Here is a 15,691-nt window from a genome sequence, read left to right on the forward strand (position 1 = left end):
CTAAGGAGCGGTCGGGGCTGTGTGTCGATAGGGAGTGTTGAATGAAAGCCTGGCGTGTCGTTGTGATCGCCTTGTCGTTCCTGCTGCTCAGTGGCTGCCTGGTGACTTTCAAGGAGTCGCTGCCCGCCAGCGAGCCCGCGCCCAAAGGGCTGCTCGGCAAATGGGCCAGCACCAACGCCTGGGGCGAGCCGATGAACCTGGAACTGACACGCGTCGGCGACAATCACTACCAGGCGGTGAGCTACTTCAAGGCCAAACCCCATGAGCGCGAAGCCTATCCTTTTACGGTGTCGCGCCATGGCAATCGCTGGTACCTGTCGGCGAAGGTGCCGGCACAGTTCGGCGGGCATTTCACTATCGCCGGTTTCGAGCTCAACGATAAGCACGAACTGGTGGTCTACAACCTCGACCTTGAGCAGATCAGACAGGCCATGGGGCAAGAAGCCCTCAGTGGCGAAGGCTTTCAGACTGAAGATGGCGACGGGGTGTTGATCAACAACAACCTGGATCAGGTGTTCGCCTACCTCGACGACCCGGCCAATTCCGATGTCTTCGTCGAAGCGGTGCGCTATCAGCGCCTGGCCAAAACCAAATAGACTCAGCACGTAACGGTTTTACTACAGGAGTTTCGGGTGGACGAATACCAGCAGACGATACGCATGTTGTCCGATCGCATAGTGCTGGCGCAGACGCCGATTCGCATTCTGGATGCGGTCAAGTGGGATGACAGCATTCGCAAGGGGTTCCTCAAGGGCAAGGGCAAGGAAATGCCGGCCGTGGACCGCGATTACTACCTCAATCGACCGCTGTCGTTCGACTCCAGCAAAGTGAAGCTGGAATTCCAGAACATCGAGCGCGATATCACCCGCCAGCTCGGCCAGTTCAACCCGGTCGGGCAGATCATGCGCCGCATGTGCAAGGAATACCGCATGGTGGTGCGCATGCTTGAAGCGCGCGGCACCGAGGATTTCGGGCTGATTTCCCAGGAATTGTACGGCGCGGCGTCCGATGCGTTTCACGCCGGCGACCCGACCCTGGCTGACCTGGGGCTGATGCTCTCCGATTACCTGAACAACATCGACGGCCGTGGCGACCTCAAGGACGAACCGAAAGTCCTCACCGCCAAGGAAGCCGTCGACCTGCTGCAACATCGGTTGAACAAGGTGTTTGGCGAAAACGAGGAAACCATCCGGGTGTTCGAGTCCGACGGGATCGTCGCTGACGCGGCAGCCGGCGCCGACTACATCAAGATCCGCACCGACGCGATGTTCAACAATCGCGACGTGCGCGCGCTGGAAGTCCACGAAGGGCTGGTACATGTGGGCACCACCCTCAACGGCCTGAATCAACCGATCTGTACGTTCCTGTCCAAGGGCCCGCCGTCGTCCACCGTGACTCAGGAGGGCCTGGCGATCCTGATGGAAATCATCACCTTCGCCTCCTACCCGAGCCGCTTGCGCAAACTCACCAACCGCACCCGCGCCATTCATATGGTGGAGGAGGGCGCGGACTTCTTGCAGATATTCGAGTTCTTCCGGGCTCAGGGCTTTGAAATGGCCGAAAGCTACGGCAATGCCAGTCGGGTGTTCCGCGGCTCGGTGCCGAATGGTCTGCCATTTACCAAAGACTTGTCCTACCTCAAGGGCTTTATCATGATTTACAACTACATTCAGCTGGCCGTGCGCAAAGGCAAGCTGGAGCAGATACCGCTGTTGTTCTGCGGCAAGACTACGCTGGAGGACATGCGGACCTTGCGCCAATTGGTGGACGAAGGCTTGGTGGTGCCGCCCAAGTACCTGCCCGAGCAGTTCCGCGACATGAACGCGTTGTCGGCGTGGATGTGCTTCTCCAACTTCCTCAACCACCTGAGCCTGGACCGGATCGAAGCGGATTACTCCAATATCCTTTGATTCGGATCGTTCCCACGCGGAGCATGGGAACGATCACCCACATTGAGGCTTCACCGGATGAGAATCCTCGGCATCTTCTGCCTGCTCCTGGCCCTCGGCGGTTGCAGCTCTTTGCTGTTCTACCCCGAGCCCGGCCAGCCGTTTACCCCGGAAAAAGCCAAGCTCGACTATCGCGACGTCACCCTGACCACTGCCGACGGCCTCAAGCTGCATGGCTGGTGGCTGCCGGCGAAAAAAGGCGTCGAAGTCAAAGGCACTGTGCTGCATCTGCACGGTAACGGCGGCAACCTGGCGTGGCATCTGGGTGCGAGCTGGTGGTTGCCGAAGCAGGGCTATCAGGTGTTGCTGGTGGACTATCGCGGGTACGGATTGTCCGAAGGCAAGCCGGCGTTGCCGGAGATTTATCAGGACATCGACGCCGCCTTCGCATGGCTTGACCAGGCGTCGGAGGTCAAGGGCAAGCCGTTGATCCTTCTCGGTCAGAGCCTTGGCGGTTCGATGGCCGTGCATTACCTGGCCCAGCATCCCGAGCGCCAGCGGCAACTCAAGGCTTTCGTGCTCGATGGCGTGCCTGCCAGCTACCGCGATGTCGGGCGTTTCGCCCTCAGCACCTCCTGGATGACCTGGCCGTTCCAGGTGCCGTTGTCCTGGCTGGTGCCGGATGGCGATAGCGCGATCCGTTCCATGACGCAGCTCAATGGTGTACCGAAACTGATCTATCACAGTATCGATGATCAGCTGGTGCCCCTTTCCAACGGCATCCGACTGTATCAAGCTGCGCCGCCACCGCGAGTGCTGCAACTGACCCGGGGCGGTCATGTGCAAACCTTCGCCGACCCGGTCTGGCGCAAAGTCATGCTGCGCTACCTCGAAGACCCGCAGCATTTCAACGGCCTGCGCCGCCTGGGTGAAGTCCCGAATTACCCGGCACCCCCGAATTCTGAAGATGAACCACCAGAGAGTCCGCAATGAGTGAAGAACGTAACGCCATCCCGCTGATCATCACCGGTATTTGCAGCATCCTCGGCACCGTCGGGGCCTTGTGGTGGTACGGCTACCTGCACTTCGCCAAGCCCGAGGATGCGTTGCTGCTCAGCGACTTCACCATGCTCAAGACCGTGCCGGGCGAAGACTACAAAATCTCCCTGGAACCGGCCGCGCAAGTGGCGCAGTGCATCGATGGCGTGCTGGTGATGTTCGATACCGAACAGAAAGGCCTGACCGGCGTACTGGTCAACAACAAGAAAAAAGCCGTGCGCTGCATGGGCCAGGAAACCCCGCAAAAACTCGAACAGTAAAATCCCACCTCCATTGGCAATGATGAACCCTTGTGGCGAGGGGGCTTGCCCCCGTTGGGTCGCGAAGCGGCCCTAAAACCTGCATTCGCGTTTTGTCAGGTACACCTTGCGGGATGGTTTCACGACTGCTTCGCAGCCGAACGGGGGCAAGCCCCCTCGCCACAGGGTTGCTTGGCCCCAAGACAAGTGTTCGATCAATAAGAAGCCCCGCCTGATCCGATCAGGCGGGGCTTTTGTGTTTCAGCAGGTGAAACTTAGTTCGAGCTGACAGCCGAACGCGGTATCACCGGCTGGTTGTCGTTGGAAATGGTCACTTCCACCCGACGGTTCATCGCACGGCCGGAGACGCTGGTGTTTTCGGCCACCGGGTATTCCTTGCCATAACCCTGGACCACGATGCGCGCCGGGTCGACACCCATCTTGATCAGGGCCACTTGCACCGAGGTCGCGCGGCGCTCGGACAGCGACTGGTTGTACGAGGCCGCGCCGGTGCTGTCGGTGTAGCCTTCGACAATCACTTTACGGTCGGGGTTTTCCTGAAGGAACTGCGCCAGTTTGTTGATGTTCATCAGACCGCTGGGTTTCAGGTCGGCCTTGTTGGTGGCGAACAGCACGTCACCGAACGTTACCAGCGTGCCGCGATCGGTCTGTTTGGCGTTGAGGCTGGCCTGCAATTGTTTGATCTGCTGGTCGCGGGCATCCAGACGCGCTTGGGCTCGTTGAGCCGCGGCGTTTTTCAGGTTGTTTTCCGCAGTGCGCAGGGCGATGGTCTGCTTGGCCACTTCAACGCGCTGGTTGGTCAGGTAAGCCAGTTGGTCGACCTTGTTCTGGTCTTCCTTGTCCTGATAAGCCTTGTCGGCCTTGTCCAGGTAATCGCTGGCGTCTTTGGTTTCCAGTGCCGCGACTTTGCTGGCTTGCGGGTTGGCTTGCAGGCCGGCGTAGTTGGTGCGGGCTTGCTCCAGGTTGGTGTTGGGCGGTGTGGCGCAGGCAGCCAGTGCAATGCTTGCGGCCAGGAGGGCGGGTATCATCAGTTGTTTGCGCATAGCGGTTCGTCCTTTCTATCGATAAAAGTGTCAGGCCTGAAAATCGGGATGCGCGCTCACTGCACGGTGCGCTGACTTTCCTGACGCAGTTCCTGAACACCTTTCTGTGAGTCCTTTACAGCCTGTTCGGCTTTCATCGCCTGGGCTTTGCGTTCTGCCACTCGGGCGTCCCACTCGGCCTGTTCGGCGAGCATTTTGGCTTCGTCATACTTTTTGTCGTGCATGGCGATTTCGGCTTGTTTGAGCTTGTCCTGGGCGGATTTCATTTCCACCGCGGCGAATTCGGTGCCCCCGGCGCTGACGGCACTGTTCACGGCCGATTGGGTCACGGCGTATTGCTCGGTGGGCGGGTTGCCGGCGCATCCGGCCAGAACCAGGCTGCTGCCGATGGCCAGGGCCGCCAGTTTGAGACCGCGCAGGTGGGTGGACGAGGATGAAGCAGTGCTGGTCTTCATGGTTTTCAACTCCGTTGGATAACTCCTGAAATACATCTGAATCCATCCTGGGCAAGGAGCCGCAACCTTCGATTTCCAGAGCATTTTGAAACGGCCGTCCCAGGCGTGGTTACTGGGTTGACCCGAGGTTTTTTTTAAAAGTTCAGAGAATATGGCCTTTCGCCCGAAAAAACTTTGACCTGACGGACAAGGCTCTAAATCGGGAACTTTAGTCGTGCGCAGGGGTATTCCTGGCCCTGCACGGGCCAGGAAATACGTATTTCTGGAAGGGGAGCAAGACGCGCAAATCAGTGTTTTGGCTTGTCGTTTTCGGTCGACAAATCGTGCAAATGACGACGGGACAAGGCGAGAAAACGCGGGGTTGGACCGACGTCTTCGTACAGCGGATCGCCTTCTTCATCGGTGGCGACCACCGTTGACCCTTTCACATACGGAAAGCTCGCTTCGAGCTCTTCCAGGGCGGCGCCGATCAATTCTCCGAGCAGTTCTTCAGGGTGCCGTTTGGGGTACATATCGATAATCGCCGCCAGCCGTGCGGCGGCTTCCACGTCCAGACGAATCGTATAGCCAGAGTCGGTCAGGCGACCCTTGGCGTTTTCTTCCCAGTGCTTGGCGAGCTCGCGGATTTTCATAATGACCTCATTACGCACCTGCTCATGGCAGGCCGGGTGAGTGTCCGGCGGTGGCCGGTGGTAAGCCGTTGTACGGCTTGTGTTGAGACTAGCTGCAAGGTTTGAAGTTTGACGTCTCCTTGCCGTCTGCTTGTAAGAACCGCTTTACAACGGCACTCTCTAATGACAAGGCTTCTATTTCAAAGCCTCTAACATCTAAAGCATAGCCGCCCGGATTTTCGCTGGAGAACTGCTGATGACCGATATTGATGCACGCTTGCGCGAGGACGTTCACCTGTTGGGTGAGCTATTGGGCAACACCATTCGTGAGCAGTACGGGGATGGCTTTATCGACAAGATCGAGCAAATCCGCAAAGGCGCCAAGGCCGACCGTCGCGGTTCGATGGATGCCGAACTCAGCGCCAGCCTCAACCAGTTGAGCGAGGACGAATTGCTGCCGGTGGCGCGGGCGTTCAACCAGTTCCTCAACCTGGCCAATATCGCCGAGCAATATCAGCTGATTCACCGCCGCGAAGAGTCACAACCCGCGCCGTTCGAGGCCCGGGTATTGCCGGAGCTGCTCGCTCGCCTGTTGACTGCCGGCCATGACGCCGAATCCCTGGCCCGGCAATTGGGTCGGGTGGAAATCGAGTTGGTGTTGACCGCGCATCCCACCGAAGTGGCGCGACGCACACTGATCCAGAAATACGACGCGATCGCCGCGCAACTGGCGGCCCTGGATCATCGCGACCTGACCACCGCCGAGCGCGAGCAGATCAAGACCACCTTGCAGCGCCTGATCGCCGAAGCCTGGCACACCGAAGAAATCCGCCGCACCCGTCCGACACCTGTAGACGAAGCCAAGTGGGGCTTTGCGGTGATCGAGCATTCGCTGTGGCAGGCGATTCCCAACTATTTGCGCAAGGCCGACCAGGCCCTGCATGCCGCCACTGGCCTGCACCTGCCGCTGGAGGCCGCACCGATTCGTTTCGCCTCGTGGATGGGCGGCGACCGCGACGGTAACCCCAACGTCACCGCCGCCGTGACCCGCGAAGTATTGTTGCTGGCTCGCTGGATGGCTGCCGATTTGTACGTGCGCGATGTCGATCACCTCGCCGCCGAATTGTCGATGCAACAGGCCAGCGACGCCCTGAAAGCCAAGGCTGGCGACAGCGCCGAGCCTTACCGCGCGGTACTCAAACAGCTGCGTGAGCGCCTGCGCGCAACCCGTAATTGGGCCCAGGCCTCCCTGACGGCCACCACGCCGGCGTCCGCCGAGGTGCTGCAAAACAACCGCGACCTGCTGGACCCGTTGGAGCTGTGTTACCACTCGCTGCATGAATGCGGCATGGGCGTTATCGCCGATGGCCCGTTGCTCGACTGCCTGCGCCGCGCGGTGACGTTCGGGCTGTTTCTGGTGCGCCTCGATGTGCGCCAGGACTCCTCACGCCACACCGCGGCCATGACTGAAATCACCGATTACCTCGGCCTGGGCCGTTATGAGGACTGGAGCGAAGAGGAGCGCATCGCCTTCCTGATGCGTGAACTGAACAATCGCCGGCCGTTGCTGCCGGCCTACTTCAAGCCGTCTGCCGACACCGCCGAAGTGCTGGCGACGTGCCGGGAAATCGCTGCCGCTCCGGGGGCTTCCCTCGGCTCGTATGTGATTTCCATGGCTGGCGCTGCTTCCGACGTGCTGGCCGTGCAGTTGCTGCTCAAGGAATCCGGCGTATTGCGGCCGATGCGTGTGGTGCCGCTGTTCGAAACCCTCGCCGACCTCGATAACGCCGGCCCGGTGATCGAAAAACTGTTGTTGCTGCCGGGTTATCGCTCGCGGCTGCAAGGGCCGCAGGAAGTGATGATCGGTTATTCCGACTCGGCCAAGGACGCCGGCACTACGGCGGCGGCCTGGGCGCAGTATCGGGCGCAGGAGCGTCTGGTGGATATTTGCCGGGAGCAACAAGTGGAGCTGCTGTTGTTCCACGGCCGTGGCGGTACCGTGGGCCGTGGTGGCGGCCCGGCGCACGCGGCGATTCTGTCGCAGCCGCCGGGGTCGGTGGCGGGGCGTTTCCGCACCACCGAGCAGGGGGAAATGATTCGTTTCAAATTCGGCCTGCCGGACATCGCCGAGCAAAACCTCAATCTGTACCTGGCGGCGGTGCTGGAAGCGACCTTGCTGCCACCGCCACCTCCTACGCCTGCCTGGCGCCACTTGATGGACGAATTGGCCGCCGATGGGGTCAAGGCTTACCGTGCCGTGGTGCGGGAAAATCCGCAGTTCGTCGAGTATTTCCGCCAGTCCACCCCGGAGCAGGAGTTGGGGCGTTTGCCGTTGGGCAGCCGCCCGGCCAAGCGCCGCGCCGGCGGCATCGAAAGCCTGCGCGCCATTCCGTGGATTTTCGGCTGGACCCAGACGCGCCTGATGTTGCCGGCCTGGCTCGGCTGGGAAACGGCGCTGAGCAAGGCGCTGGAGCGCGGCGAAGGGGAGCTGCTGGGGCAGATGCGCGAGCAATGGCCGTTCTTCCGCACCCGCATCGATATGCTGGAAATGGTGCTGGCCAAGGCCGACGCCGATATCGCCCAGTCTTACGACGAGCGCCTGGTCGAGCCGGATCTGCTCCCTTTGGGTGCGCATTTACGCGACCTATTGTCGCAGGCCTGTGCGGTGGTCCTGGGGCTGACGGGTCAGTCCCAGCTACTGGCACATAGCCCAGACACCCTTGAATTCATCCGCCTGCGCAACACCTACCTCGACCCGCTGCATCTATTGCAGGCCGAACTGTTGGCCCGTTCGCGGCAGCAGGATGAAGCGCAGGGCAGCCCGGTAGAACAGGCGTTGCTGGTGTCTGTGGCGGGGATTGCCGCCGGTTTGCGAAATACCGGCTAAGGTTTTCGTCATAGGGAACAGGCACCTGGCGCGAGCGTCGAGTGCCTGCCGGCGAGCGGTCGAAAAGGTCTGTCAGGCGACAGTTAATGACGGGGTTGCGACTTGGGGTACCCCTTCGAAAGGGCACGTCCTGCGCAGGTTTCTCCGACTTTCGGCGGCTTGTGTGGGCAGGGTCTGCTGTGTATCTTGATCAGCCTTTGGCCGTTTGGGCGGTCACGACCCTATTTTTTGAGATTGGCCCTACGAGGCGAATCCTTTGTTTTGTTTAAGTAATTCTAAATAAAAAATTGAGGAGCACATCTAATGCGCGTCATTCTGCTGGGAGCTCCCGGGGCCGGTAAAGGTACTCAGGCTAAGTTCATCACCGAAAAATTCGGCATTCCGCAAATCTCTACCGGTGACATGCTGCGTGCTGCTGTAAAAGCCGGCACCGAGCTGGGCATCAAAGCCAAAAGCATCATGGATGCCGGTGGTCTGGTCTCCGACGATCTGATCATCGCTTTGGTCAAGGACCGTATTGCGCAGCCTGACTGTGCAAACGGTTTCCTGTTCGACGGTTTCCCGCGCACCATTCCGCAAGCTGAAGCGTTGGTAGACGCTGGCGTGGAACTGGACAACGTGGTCGAAATCGCCGTCGATGACGAAGAGATCGTTCAGCGTATCGCCGGTCGTCGCGTTCACGAGGCCAGCGGCCGCGTGTACCACACCGTCTACAACCCGCCGAAAATTGCCGGTAAAGACGACATCACCGGTGAAGAGCTGGTGCAGCGCAAGGACGACACCGAAGAAACCGTGCGTCATCGCCTGTCGGTCTACCACTCCCAGACCAAACCTCTGGTGGAGTTCTACCAAGGCCTGGCCGCTGCTCAGGGCAAGCCGAAGTACAGCCATATTCCGGGTGTCGGCTCGGTTGAGACGATTACCGGCAAGGTGCTTGAAGCACTGAGCTGAAAAGTCTGATCGGCTTCATCTTCTACGGCCCGCTTGCGGGCCGTAGTTGTTTATACTGGCGCACTTTTTCTGACCTCTCTTACGGATACATCGATGAGCACCTTGCTGGCCCTGGACACCGCGACTGAAGCTTGCTCCGTTGCCTTGCTGCATGACGGCAAGGTCACGAGCCATTACGAGGTGATCCCGCGCCTGCATGCGCAGAAGTTGCTGCCGATGATTCAGCAACTGCTGGCCGATGCCGGGACCACGCTGCAAGCGGTCGACGCCATTGCGTTCGGTCGTGGGCCGGGCGCGTTTACCGGTGTGCGGATCGCCATCGGCGTGGTGCAAGGGCTGGCGTTTGCGCTGGACCGTCCGGTGTTGCCGGTCTCCAACCTCGCTGTACTCGCCCAGCGGGCTTATCGCGAACACGGCGTCAGCCAGGTCGCGGCAGCCATCGATGCGCGTATGGATGAGGTGTATTGGGGCTGCTACCGCGAAACGGCGGGGGAGATGCGGCTGGTGGGCAACGAAGCGGTATTGCCACCGGAAGCCGCCGCGTTGCCGGTCGATGCCAGCGGCGAGTGGTTCGGCGCGGGCACCGGTTGGGGTTATGCCGAGCGTATTGCGGTGAGCCTGAGCGGCAAGGACGCGGGCATGCTGCCCCACGCCGAAGATTTGCTGACCCTGGCGCGTTTCGCCTGGGAACGCGGTGAAGCGATCGTGGCCGATCAGGCGCAGCCGGTGTATTTGCGCGATAAAGTCGCGACGCCGAAAGCGCGTTGATCCCGGTTGTCCTGTGGCGAGGGAGCTTGCTCCCGTTCGGCTGCGGAGCAGCCGTAGAACCTGACGGCGCGATGTATCTGACTGCGCGTGGGGGGCAGCTTCGCAGCCCAGCGGGAGCAAGCTCCCTCGCCACAAAGTGTTCCAACCGCAGCTAATCATCAGTTTCTGCCCGCCGCTTTTAAACCTTTTCGCTTTTCTGTGTTCTAGTTATCACTCGGCGGTTTGCGAAGTGGGTAATGCGCCACTAAACTGCCATCATCGATACCGAGCATGCACTTATGCGTATAGACGGCGTTTCCTCCCAGTCCTACCCGATCAAGCGCAAGCCTCGTAAAGGCCATGTGTCTGAGGATGACTCCGTCGATATCGACGGCGAGCTGGAATTCCCTACCGAAGAGCAATTGGCCGCCCGCGCCGCCAAAGCCTCCGCGCAACGCCTGAGCAATCTTCCCGCGCGTCAACAAGACATGATTTATCACCGCGCCATGAGCAAAAGCGTGGCGATGGCACTGGCCAGTTACCTGAGCACGGCCACTTTTGTCGACTGGGATGCGGATGTGCTGGGTCTCGACCTGTACATCTGATGCTGCCTTATTACCTCGGCTGCCCGTCCTGGAGCGAAAACGCCTGGCGCGACTACTTGTATCCACAGGACGCCAGGCCCGCCGAGTTTCTTGATCTTTATTCTCAAGTGTTCAACGCCGTGGAAGGCAATACGACCTTCTACGCGAGCCCGGCTGCCGCCACCGTGCAGCGCTGGGCCGAGACCATGCCCGAACACTTTCGCTTCACAGCCAAGTTTCCCGGCGACATCAGCCACAGCGGTGACCTGCGCGACCAATTGACCGCCACAGAAACGTTCCTGCAATTGCTCAGCCCTCTGGGGGCGCGGGTTTCGCCATTGTGGCTGCAATTGTCCAAAAGCTTCACCCCGCAACGACTGTCGGAACTGGCCGGTTTTATTGATGCGGTGGACCGGCCGTTGGCGGTCGAAGTACGGCATGACGAGTTCTTTGCCAAGGGCGATGCCGAGCGAATGCTCAATCGCCTGCTGCTGGATCGTGGCGTCGAGCGCATCTGCCTCGATCCGCGCGCGCTGTTCAGCTGCACCTCGACCAATCCTTCGGTGCTTCACGCCCAATCGAAAAAGCCTAGGGTGCCGCCTCGCCCTGCGGCGTTCACTCAGTTTCCACAGGTGCGTTTCATCGGCCATCCGGAGCTTGAAGCCAACGATCCGTTCCTGGTGCCATGGGTCGAGAAAATCGCCGTCTGGATCGAAGAGGGCCGCACGCCGTATATCTTCCTGCACACCGCCGATAACCTGCTGGCGGCGAAACTGGCACAACGTTTTCACGCACAACTGATGCAGCGTTTGCCTGGCTTGCCGCCGCTGCCTGAGCTATACAGAGAACCCGCCGCCGAGCAACTTGGTTTGCTCTGAAGCGGGTTTTCCCTTTTTCAGGAGTCTGCCAATGGATGCGCAAACCCTTCGAGCCCAGGCGTTCAAAGCACTGCACGAACGCGAGGGCGCTTTTGTCATTCCCAATCCCTGGGACGCCGGCTCGGCGAAAATGCTCGCCAGCCTTGGCTTCGAGGCACTGGCAACCACCAGCGCCGGTTATGCCTTTTCCCAGGGCCGCCCCGATGGTGGGCTGACGCTCGACGATACCCTGGCGAACGTTCGGGCGATTGTCGCGGCGACCGACCTGCCAGTCGCGGTCGATCTGGAAAACGGTTTCGCTGATGACCCCGCCGAGTGCGCGCAAAGTATTTTGCGGGCCGCCCAGGCCGGTGCCGTCGGCGGTTCGATCGAAGATGCCACAGGGCGTGAGGACGGTCCGATCTACTGTTTCGAGCATGCGGTGGCGCGTATCGAAGCCGCCGTCGCAGCAGCGCGCAGCTTGCCTTTCCCCTTCACGTTGACGGCGCGTGCCGAGAACTATTTGCACGGCAATCCCGACCTCGACGACACCATTCGCCGCTTGCGGGCATTCGCCGACGCCGGCGCGGACGTGCTTTACGCCCCAGGCCTGCGCAATGCCGAAGAGGTCTTGGCGGTGGTTCGCGCCGTGGCACCGAAACCGGTGAATGTGTTGATGTCCGGCGGGCTCAAGCTGACAGTGGCGCAATTGAGCGAAATGGGCGTCAAGCGTATCAGCGTCGGTTCGGCCCTGGCTTTGGCAGCGTATGGCGAGTTCTTGCGCGCGGCCGAGGAAATCCAGCAGCACGGGACCTTCGGCTTCACTTCCCGGTCGATGCCGTTCCAGAAGGCCAATCAATTCTTCAAAGGCTGACGAGGTCGGGCCGTGGTGGCTGGGCCGCTGAGGGGTTATGCAGCGATGCGCAGGTTCTGCAGAACGATCGGGCGCGCCCAGCCGTTATCGAAATCGAGTTGTTTCTGCTGTTCCACCAACTCTTGCGGTGAGAACGGCGGGAATGGCTTGTCCAGCAGGTCGAGTTCGAACTCGGCGATTGGCAAGTGCAGCGGACGCGGTTGCGGTGTGGCACCAGGCTCGGGCAGCGGTTGACCGGCAGTGAGCACGATCGGGCGAACCCAGCCGCTTTCGAAATCCTGCTGTTGCTGTTGCGCGACGATTTCTTCCGGCGGAAACGGTGGGAACGGTTTATCGGCCAGGTCCATTTCGAACTCGGCAATCGGCAGGAACAATGGCTCCGGCGGACGGACTTCGGTTTCTTTCACATCACATTCGCGCTGGGAAATGATGTGCGCCAGCAGCTCGCTGCCGACGGTCGGTTCGACCGGGCTGTCGAGATCGACCGGCGGAAAGTTGAGCGACGCCGGCACCACATCGCCCGACTGATCGGCCAGGGCCTGGGCAAAAAAATCTTGCCACAGGTGACTGACGCCGCTCAGTGCTTGGGAGTTTCGCAGGCCAAAATCGCCGTGGGGCGAGATGTAACCTATCGATGTGCGTTGAATGCCTGACATTTTTCTCGGTCGACGCTCAGCTCTGGCAAAATGCTCGATAGTTTGGTTATCGGCCGTTTTTGCCGATCATTAATTTTTTGAGCGTGTTTTCCCATGATTGAGCAACCTGCGGCCTGCCGCATCCATGTCGAAGCCTTGGGCGCGACTTTTCAGCCACAGGCCGAGCAATGGGCCGAGCGCCTGGGTTTGCCGCTGCAGGTGGATGACGGCGAGTTTGCCTTGCAGGTGGGTGAGCAGGGGTTGCAGCTGCAACAACTGGGGCCGGACGCACCGGGGCCGGTGCGGGTCGACTTCGTCGAGGGTGGCGCGGCCCATCGTCGGTTGTACGGCGGCGGCAGCGGTCAGATGATCGCCAAGGCGGTCGGCATCGCCCAGGGCGTGCGGCCACGGGTGCTGGACGCCACGGCCGGGTTGGGCAAGGACGCGTTCGTGCTGGCCAGCCTGGGCTGCGAGATGAGCCTGATCGAGCGCCAGCCGCTGATCGGCGCCTTGCTTGAAGATGGCCTGGCGCGCGGCGCGGAAGATTTCGACGTAGCGCCGATCGTGGCGCGGATGCGTTTGCTCAAGGGCAATTCGATCGAGGTGATGCGCAACTGGGAAGGCGAGCCGCCGCAGGTGATCTACCTCGACCCGATGTTTCCCCATCGTGAGAAAACCGCGTTGGTGAAGAAGGAAATGCGTCTGTTCCGGCCGCTGGTCGGCGATGATCCGGATGCGCCGGCCTTGCTCGAAGCGGCGTTGGCCCTGGCCAGTCATAGGGTGGTGGTCAAACGCCCGCGCAAGGCGCCGTGCATCGATGGGCCGAAGCCGAGCCATGCGCTGGACGGCAAGTCCAGCCGGTATGACATTTATCCGAAGAAAGCGCTCAAGCCCTAAAAAGATCGCAGCCTTCGGCAGCTCCTACAGGATCGGGTTTACATCATCCGATGTAGGAGCTGCCGAAGGCTGCGATCTTTTTGCAGGCAACACTTATTCCGCTGGGTTCAGGGCCGATACGCCCGCATAAACAATCCCACCACTTCCTGCACATGGGCTTCGGCCGCATCCCCGGTTACCGGTTCGCCGCAGCCATACAGCAAGCGGAAATTCCCCGCGCCCTTGAGCAGGCAGAAGAAGTGCTCGGCGGCATTGCGCGGTTTGTCGATGCTCAACACGCCACTCTGATCGATCTTGCTCAGCAAACGCTCCATGCCGTGCAGTACGCGTTCCGGCCCGGCCTCGAAGAAGATCTGTGCGAGTTTCGGGTCCTGGCTGCCCAGCGTCATCATCAGCCGGTGCAGGTTCACCGATTCGTCGCTGTTGATCAGTTGATGAAAGCCGTGTGCGATGTTCAGCAGCACGGTTTCCACGGCGACGCCGTCCGGCAATTCAAAAGCCAGCGGAGGCAATTGCTCCTCGCATTTGGCCACGACAGCGGAAGAGAACAGCGTCTCCTTGTCGTTGAAATGGCTGTAGACCGTCAGCTTCGACACGCCGGCCTCAGTCGCTACGGCATCCATGCTGGTGTTGGCGTATCCCTTACTCAAAAACAGGATTTTCGCCGCGTCGAGGATTGCCCGGCGCTTGGCCAGATCCTTGGGACGGCCCGGACCGCTGGGGGTGGAAAGATTGTCTGACATTCTTCGCTTTTAATACTGGACTGGTGAGTTTGCTATTAATAACATACTGGTCAGTATAATTATTCCAAGCCCCATTAGCGAAAGGTCGTTCACCATGCTGCGCTTTGCCTTGCCCCTCGCGTTGCCGGTCAGTCTGGCTTTTTTATTGTCGGCATGTGGCCATGAAGAAGCCCCTCCGGTCAGCGTGCGCCCGGCCATGGTGGTGCAGCCAGAGCCCTCGGCCCAGGCAATGGAAAGCTATCCCGGCGAAGTTCGCGCGCGTTATGAGCCGGACCTTGCCTTCCGGATTGGCGGCAAAGTCAGCCGACGACTGGTCGAAGAAGGGCAGCGGGTCAAGGCTGACCAACCCCTGGCGGAACTCGATCCTCAGGACGTGCGCCTGCAACTGGAAGCCACCCGTGCCCAGGTCGCGGCTGCCGAAGCCAATCTGAACCTGGTGCGCGCCGAGCGTGATCGCTACAAGACCCTGATGGAGCGGCAGATGGTCAGCCGTTCGCAGTACGACAACGCGGAAAACCTCTATCGCTCCGGTGAGGCCCGCCTCAAGCAAATCAAAGCCGAATTCAACGTTTCGACCAATCAGGCCAGTTACGCGGTGTTGCGTGCGCCGCAGGATGGCGTGGTGGCCAAGCGCGCGGTTGAAGTCGGGCAAGTGGTGGCGGCCGGGCAAACCGTGTTTACCCTGGCCACCGATGGCGAGCGCGAAGTATTGATCAGCCTGCCGGAGCAGAGCTTCGGCCGCTTCAAGGTCGGTCAGCCGGTCTCGGTGGAGCTCTGGACCCAACCCGATCAGCGTTTCCCTGGGCAGATCCGTGAGTTGTCGCCTGCCGCCGATCCCAAATCCCGCACTTTTGCCGCCCGTGTCGCATTTACCGCCGGCAAGGTTCCCGCCGAACTCGGCCAGAGTGCCCGGGTGTTCATCCAGACTGCCGAAGTGGTGCCGTTGTCAGTGCCGCTGTCGGCCCTCACCGCAGAAAACGGCGCCACCTACGTGTGGGTGGTCGGCGCCAACAATACCTTGAAAAAAGTCCCGGTGCGGGTCGGTGCATTTGGCGAGAAAACCGTGCCGGTGCTCGAGGGGCTGAACGCCAGCGACTGGGTGGTGGCGGCCGGTGTTCATGTGCTTCACGACGGGCAGCAAGTGCGCCCGGTGGATCGCTCCAACCGCGTGGTCAATCTGGCGCACAAGGAGTAATCCC

The 15,691-nt window shown here is 60.6% G+C and carries 17 protein-coding genes; 12 read left to right on the forward strand and 5 right to left on the reverse strand.

What is annotated here, in order from left to right:
• The first annotated feature begins 41 nt into the window (after nt 1–41).
• From LOY36_RS05045 to LOY36_RS05060, 4 genes are all read left to right on the forward strand, one after another.
• Nucleotides 42–596 (forward strand): hypothetical protein, encoded by a 555-nt coding sequence (locus LOY36_RS05045; RefSeq protein ID WP_258672454.1) that lies wholly within the window; start codon nt 42–44, stop codon nt 594–596.
• Nucleotides 597–659: 63 nt separating this feature from the next.
• On the forward strand, nt 660–1,910 hold the full coding sequence (locus tag LOY36_RS05050) for a flavohemoglobin expression-modulating QEGLA motif protein (RefSeq protein ID WP_172901247.1): 1,251 nt from the start codon (nt 660–662) through the stop codon (nt 1,908–1,910).
• Nucleotides 1,911–1,967: 57 nt separating this feature from the next.
• Nucleotides 1,968–2,882 (forward strand): alpha/beta hydrolase, encoded by a 915-nt coding sequence (locus LOY36_RS05055; protein WP_258672455.1) that lies wholly within the window; start codon nt 1,968–1,970, stop codon nt 2,880–2,882.
• Nucleotides 2,879–3,208 carry a hypothetical protein gene (locus LOY36_RS05060; protein ID WP_007940182.1) on the forward strand — a complete coding sequence of 110 codons (330 nt, stop codon included), beginning with the start codon at nt 2,879–2,881 and terminating at the stop codon, nt 3,206–3,208. Before LOY36_RS05055 ends, LOY36_RS05060 begins: the two co-directional genes overlap by 4 nt.
• A 254-nt stretch (nt 3,209–3,462) precedes the next feature.
• On the opposite strand, the gene LOY36_RS05065 is transcribed toward LOY36_RS05060, so the two are convergent.
• The 3 genes from LOY36_RS05065 to LOY36_RS05075 all read right to left on the reverse strand — a co-directional run bounded on the left by LOY36_RS05065 (nt 3,463) and on the right by LOY36_RS05075 (nt 5,338).
• Nucleotides 3,463–4,251: an OmpA family protein gene (locus LOY36_RS05065; RefSeq protein WP_019581610.1), complete on the reverse strand. Its 789-nt coding sequence runs from the start codon at nt 4,249–4,251 to the stop codon at nt 3,463–3,465.
• Nucleotides 4,252–4,307: 56 nt separating this feature from the next.
• The gene (locus LOY36_RS05070; RefSeq protein WP_258672456.1) at nt 4,308–4,706 is read right to left on the reverse strand and encodes a DUF4398 domain-containing protein; all 399 of its coding nucleotides are present in this window, start codon (nt 4,704–4,706) and stop codon (nt 4,308–4,310) included.
• Nucleotides 4,707–4,993: 287 nt separating this feature from the next.
• Nucleotides 4,994–5,338 (reverse strand): hypothetical protein, encoded by a 345-nt coding sequence (locus LOY36_RS05075; protein ID WP_064616254.1) that lies wholly within the window; start codon nt 5,336–5,338, stop codon nt 4,994–4,996.
• Nucleotides 5,339–5,573: 235 nt separating this feature from the next.
• Between LOY36_RS05075 and ppc the strand changes: the two genes are divergently transcribed.
• The 6 genes from ppc to LOY36_RS05105 all read left to right on the forward strand — a co-directional run bounded on the left by ppc (nt 5,574) and on the right by LOY36_RS05105 (nt 12,217).
• The gene (ppc, locus tag LOY36_RS05080; RefSeq protein WP_258672457.1) at nt 5,574–8,204 is read left to right on the forward strand and encodes a phosphoenolpyruvate carboxylase; all 2,631 of its coding nucleotides are present in this window, start codon (nt 5,574–5,576) and stop codon (nt 8,202–8,204) included.
• 303 nt (nt 8,205–8,507) lie between these two features.
• On the forward strand, nt 8,508–9,155 hold the full coding sequence (gene adk / locus LOY36_RS05085; protein ID WP_019651821.1) for an adenylate kinase: 648 nt from the start codon (nt 8,508–8,510) through the stop codon (nt 9,153–9,155).
• Between the two features lie 93 nt (nt 9,156–9,248).
• Nucleotides 9,249–9,923 carry a tRNA (adenosine(37)-N6)-threonylcarbamoyltransferase complex dimerization subunit type 1 TsaB gene (tsaB, locus tag LOY36_RS05090; RefSeq protein WP_258672458.1) on the forward strand — a complete coding sequence of 225 codons (675 nt, stop codon included), beginning with the start codon at nt 9,249–9,251 and terminating at the stop codon, nt 9,921–9,923.
• A 278-nt stretch (nt 9,924–10,201) separates the two neighbouring features.
• Nucleotides 10,202–10,507, forward strand: coding sequence for a hypothetical protein (locus tag LOY36_RS05095; RefSeq protein WP_007940187.1), 306 nt, complete (start codon nt 10,202–10,204; stop codon nt 10,505–10,507).
• Entirely contained in the window at nt 10,504–11,364 is an 861-nt protein-coding gene (locus tag LOY36_RS05100) for a DUF72 domain-containing protein (protein ID WP_258674141.1), read from the forward strand. The genes LOY36_RS05095 and LOY36_RS05100 overlap by 4 nt, the downstream gene beginning before the upstream one ends.
• 31 nt (nt 11,365–11,395) lie before the next feature.
• Nucleotides 11,396–12,217, forward strand: coding sequence for an oxaloacetate decarboxylase (locus LOY36_RS05105; RefSeq protein ID WP_258672459.1), 822 nt, complete (start codon nt 11,396–11,398; stop codon nt 12,215–12,217).
• Between the two features lie 35 nt (nt 12,218–12,252).
• Here LOY36_RS05105 and LOY36_RS05110 read toward each other — a convergent pair whose 3' ends face one another.
• Entirely contained in the window at nt 12,253–12,873 is a 621-nt protein-coding gene (locus LOY36_RS05110; protein WP_258672460.1) for an energy transducer TonB, read from the reverse strand.
• Nucleotides 12,874–12,966: 93 nt separating this feature from the next.
• Here LOY36_RS05110 and LOY36_RS05115 point away from each other — a divergent pair, with 93 nt between their 5' ends.
• Entirely contained in the window at nt 12,967–13,749 is a 783-nt protein-coding gene (locus tag LOY36_RS05115) for a class I SAM-dependent methyltransferase (protein ID WP_018926668.1), read from the forward strand.
• Nucleotides 13,750–13,856: 107 nt separating this feature from the next.
• Here the strand turns inward: LOY36_RS05115 and LOY36_RS05120 are convergent, their stop codons facing one another.
• Nucleotides 13,857–14,492, reverse strand: coding sequence for a TetR/AcrR family transcriptional regulator (locus LOY36_RS05120; RefSeq protein WP_258672461.1), 636 nt, complete (start codon nt 14,490–14,492; stop codon nt 13,857–13,859).
• Nucleotides 14,493–14,586: 94 nt separating this feature from the next.
• On the opposite strand from LOY36_RS05120, the gene LOY36_RS05125 reads away from it, so the two are divergent.
• Nucleotides 14,587–15,687: an efflux RND transporter periplasmic adaptor subunit gene (locus LOY36_RS05125; protein WP_258672462.1), complete on the forward strand. Its 1,101-nt coding sequence runs from the start codon at nt 14,587–14,589 to the stop codon at nt 15,685–15,687.
• The last annotated feature ends 4 nt before the right edge of the window (nt 15,688–15,691 follow it).

Origin of the sequence: Pseudomonas sp. B21-019, from assembly GCF_024749225.1 — a bacterium.
Classification (GTDB): Bacteria; Pseudomonadota; Gammaproteobacteria; order Pseudomonadales; family Pseudomonadaceae; genus Aquipseudomonas.

Coding starts and splice junctions, on each gene's coding strand:
- LOY36_RS05045 (WP_258672454.1), top strand. CDS start 42: ATGAAAGCCTGGCGTGTCGTTGTGATCGCCTTGTCGTTCCTGCTGCTC.
- LOY36_RS05050 (WP_172901247.1), top strand. CDS start 660: ATGTTGTCCGATCGCATAGTGCTGGCGCAGACGCCGATTCGCATTCTG.
- LOY36_RS05055 (WP_258672455.1), top strand. CDS start 1,968: ATGAGAATCCTCGGCATCTTCTGCCTGCTCCTGGCCCTCGGCGGTTGC.
- LOY36_RS05060 (WP_007940182.1), top strand. CDS start 2,879: ATGAGTGAAGAACGTAACGCCATCCCGCTGATCATCACCGGTATTTGC.
- LOY36_RS05065 (WP_019581610.1), bottom strand. CDS start 4,251: ATGCGCAAACAACTGATGATACCCGCCCTCCTGGCCGCAAGCATTGCA.
- LOY36_RS05070 (WP_258672456.1), bottom strand. CDS start 4,706: ATGAAGACCAGCACTGCTTCATCCTCGTCCACCCACCTGCGCGGTCTC.
- LOY36_RS05075 (WP_064616254.1), bottom strand. CDS start 5,338: ATGAAAATCCGCGAGCTCGCCAAGCACTGGGAAGAAAACGCCAAGGGT.
- ppc (WP_258672457.1), top strand. CDS start 5,574: ATGACCGATATTGATGCACGCTTGCGCGAGGACGTTCACCTGTTGGGT.
- adk (WP_019651821.1), top strand. CDS start 8,508: ATGCGCGTCATTCTGCTGGGAGCTCCCGGGGCCGGTAAAGGTACTCAG.
- tsaB (WP_258672458.1), top strand. CDS start 9,249: ATGAGCACCTTGCTGGCCCTGGACACCGCGACTGAAGCTTGCTCCGTT.
- LOY36_RS05095 (WP_007940187.1), top strand. CDS start 10,202: ATGCGTATAGACGGCGTTTCCTCCCAGTCCTACCCGATCAAGCGCAAG.
- LOY36_RS05105 (WP_258672459.1), top strand. CDS start 11,396: ATGGATGCGCAAACCCTTCGAGCCCAGGCGTTCAAAGCACTGCACGAA.
- LOY36_RS05110 (WP_258672460.1), bottom strand. CDS start 12,873: ATGTCAGGCATTCAACGCACATCGATAGGTTACATCTCGCCCCACGGC.
- LOY36_RS05115 (WP_018926668.1), top strand. CDS start 12,967: ATGATTGAGCAACCTGCGGCCTGCCGCATCCATGTCGAAGCCTTGGGC.
- LOY36_RS05120 (WP_258672461.1), bottom strand. CDS start 14,492: ATGTCAGACAATCTTTCCACCCCCAGCGGTCCGGGCCGTCCCAAGGAT.
- LOY36_RS05125 (WP_258672462.1), top strand. CDS start 14,587: ATGCTGCGCTTTGCCTTGCCCCTCGCGTTGCCGGTCAGTCTGGCTTTT.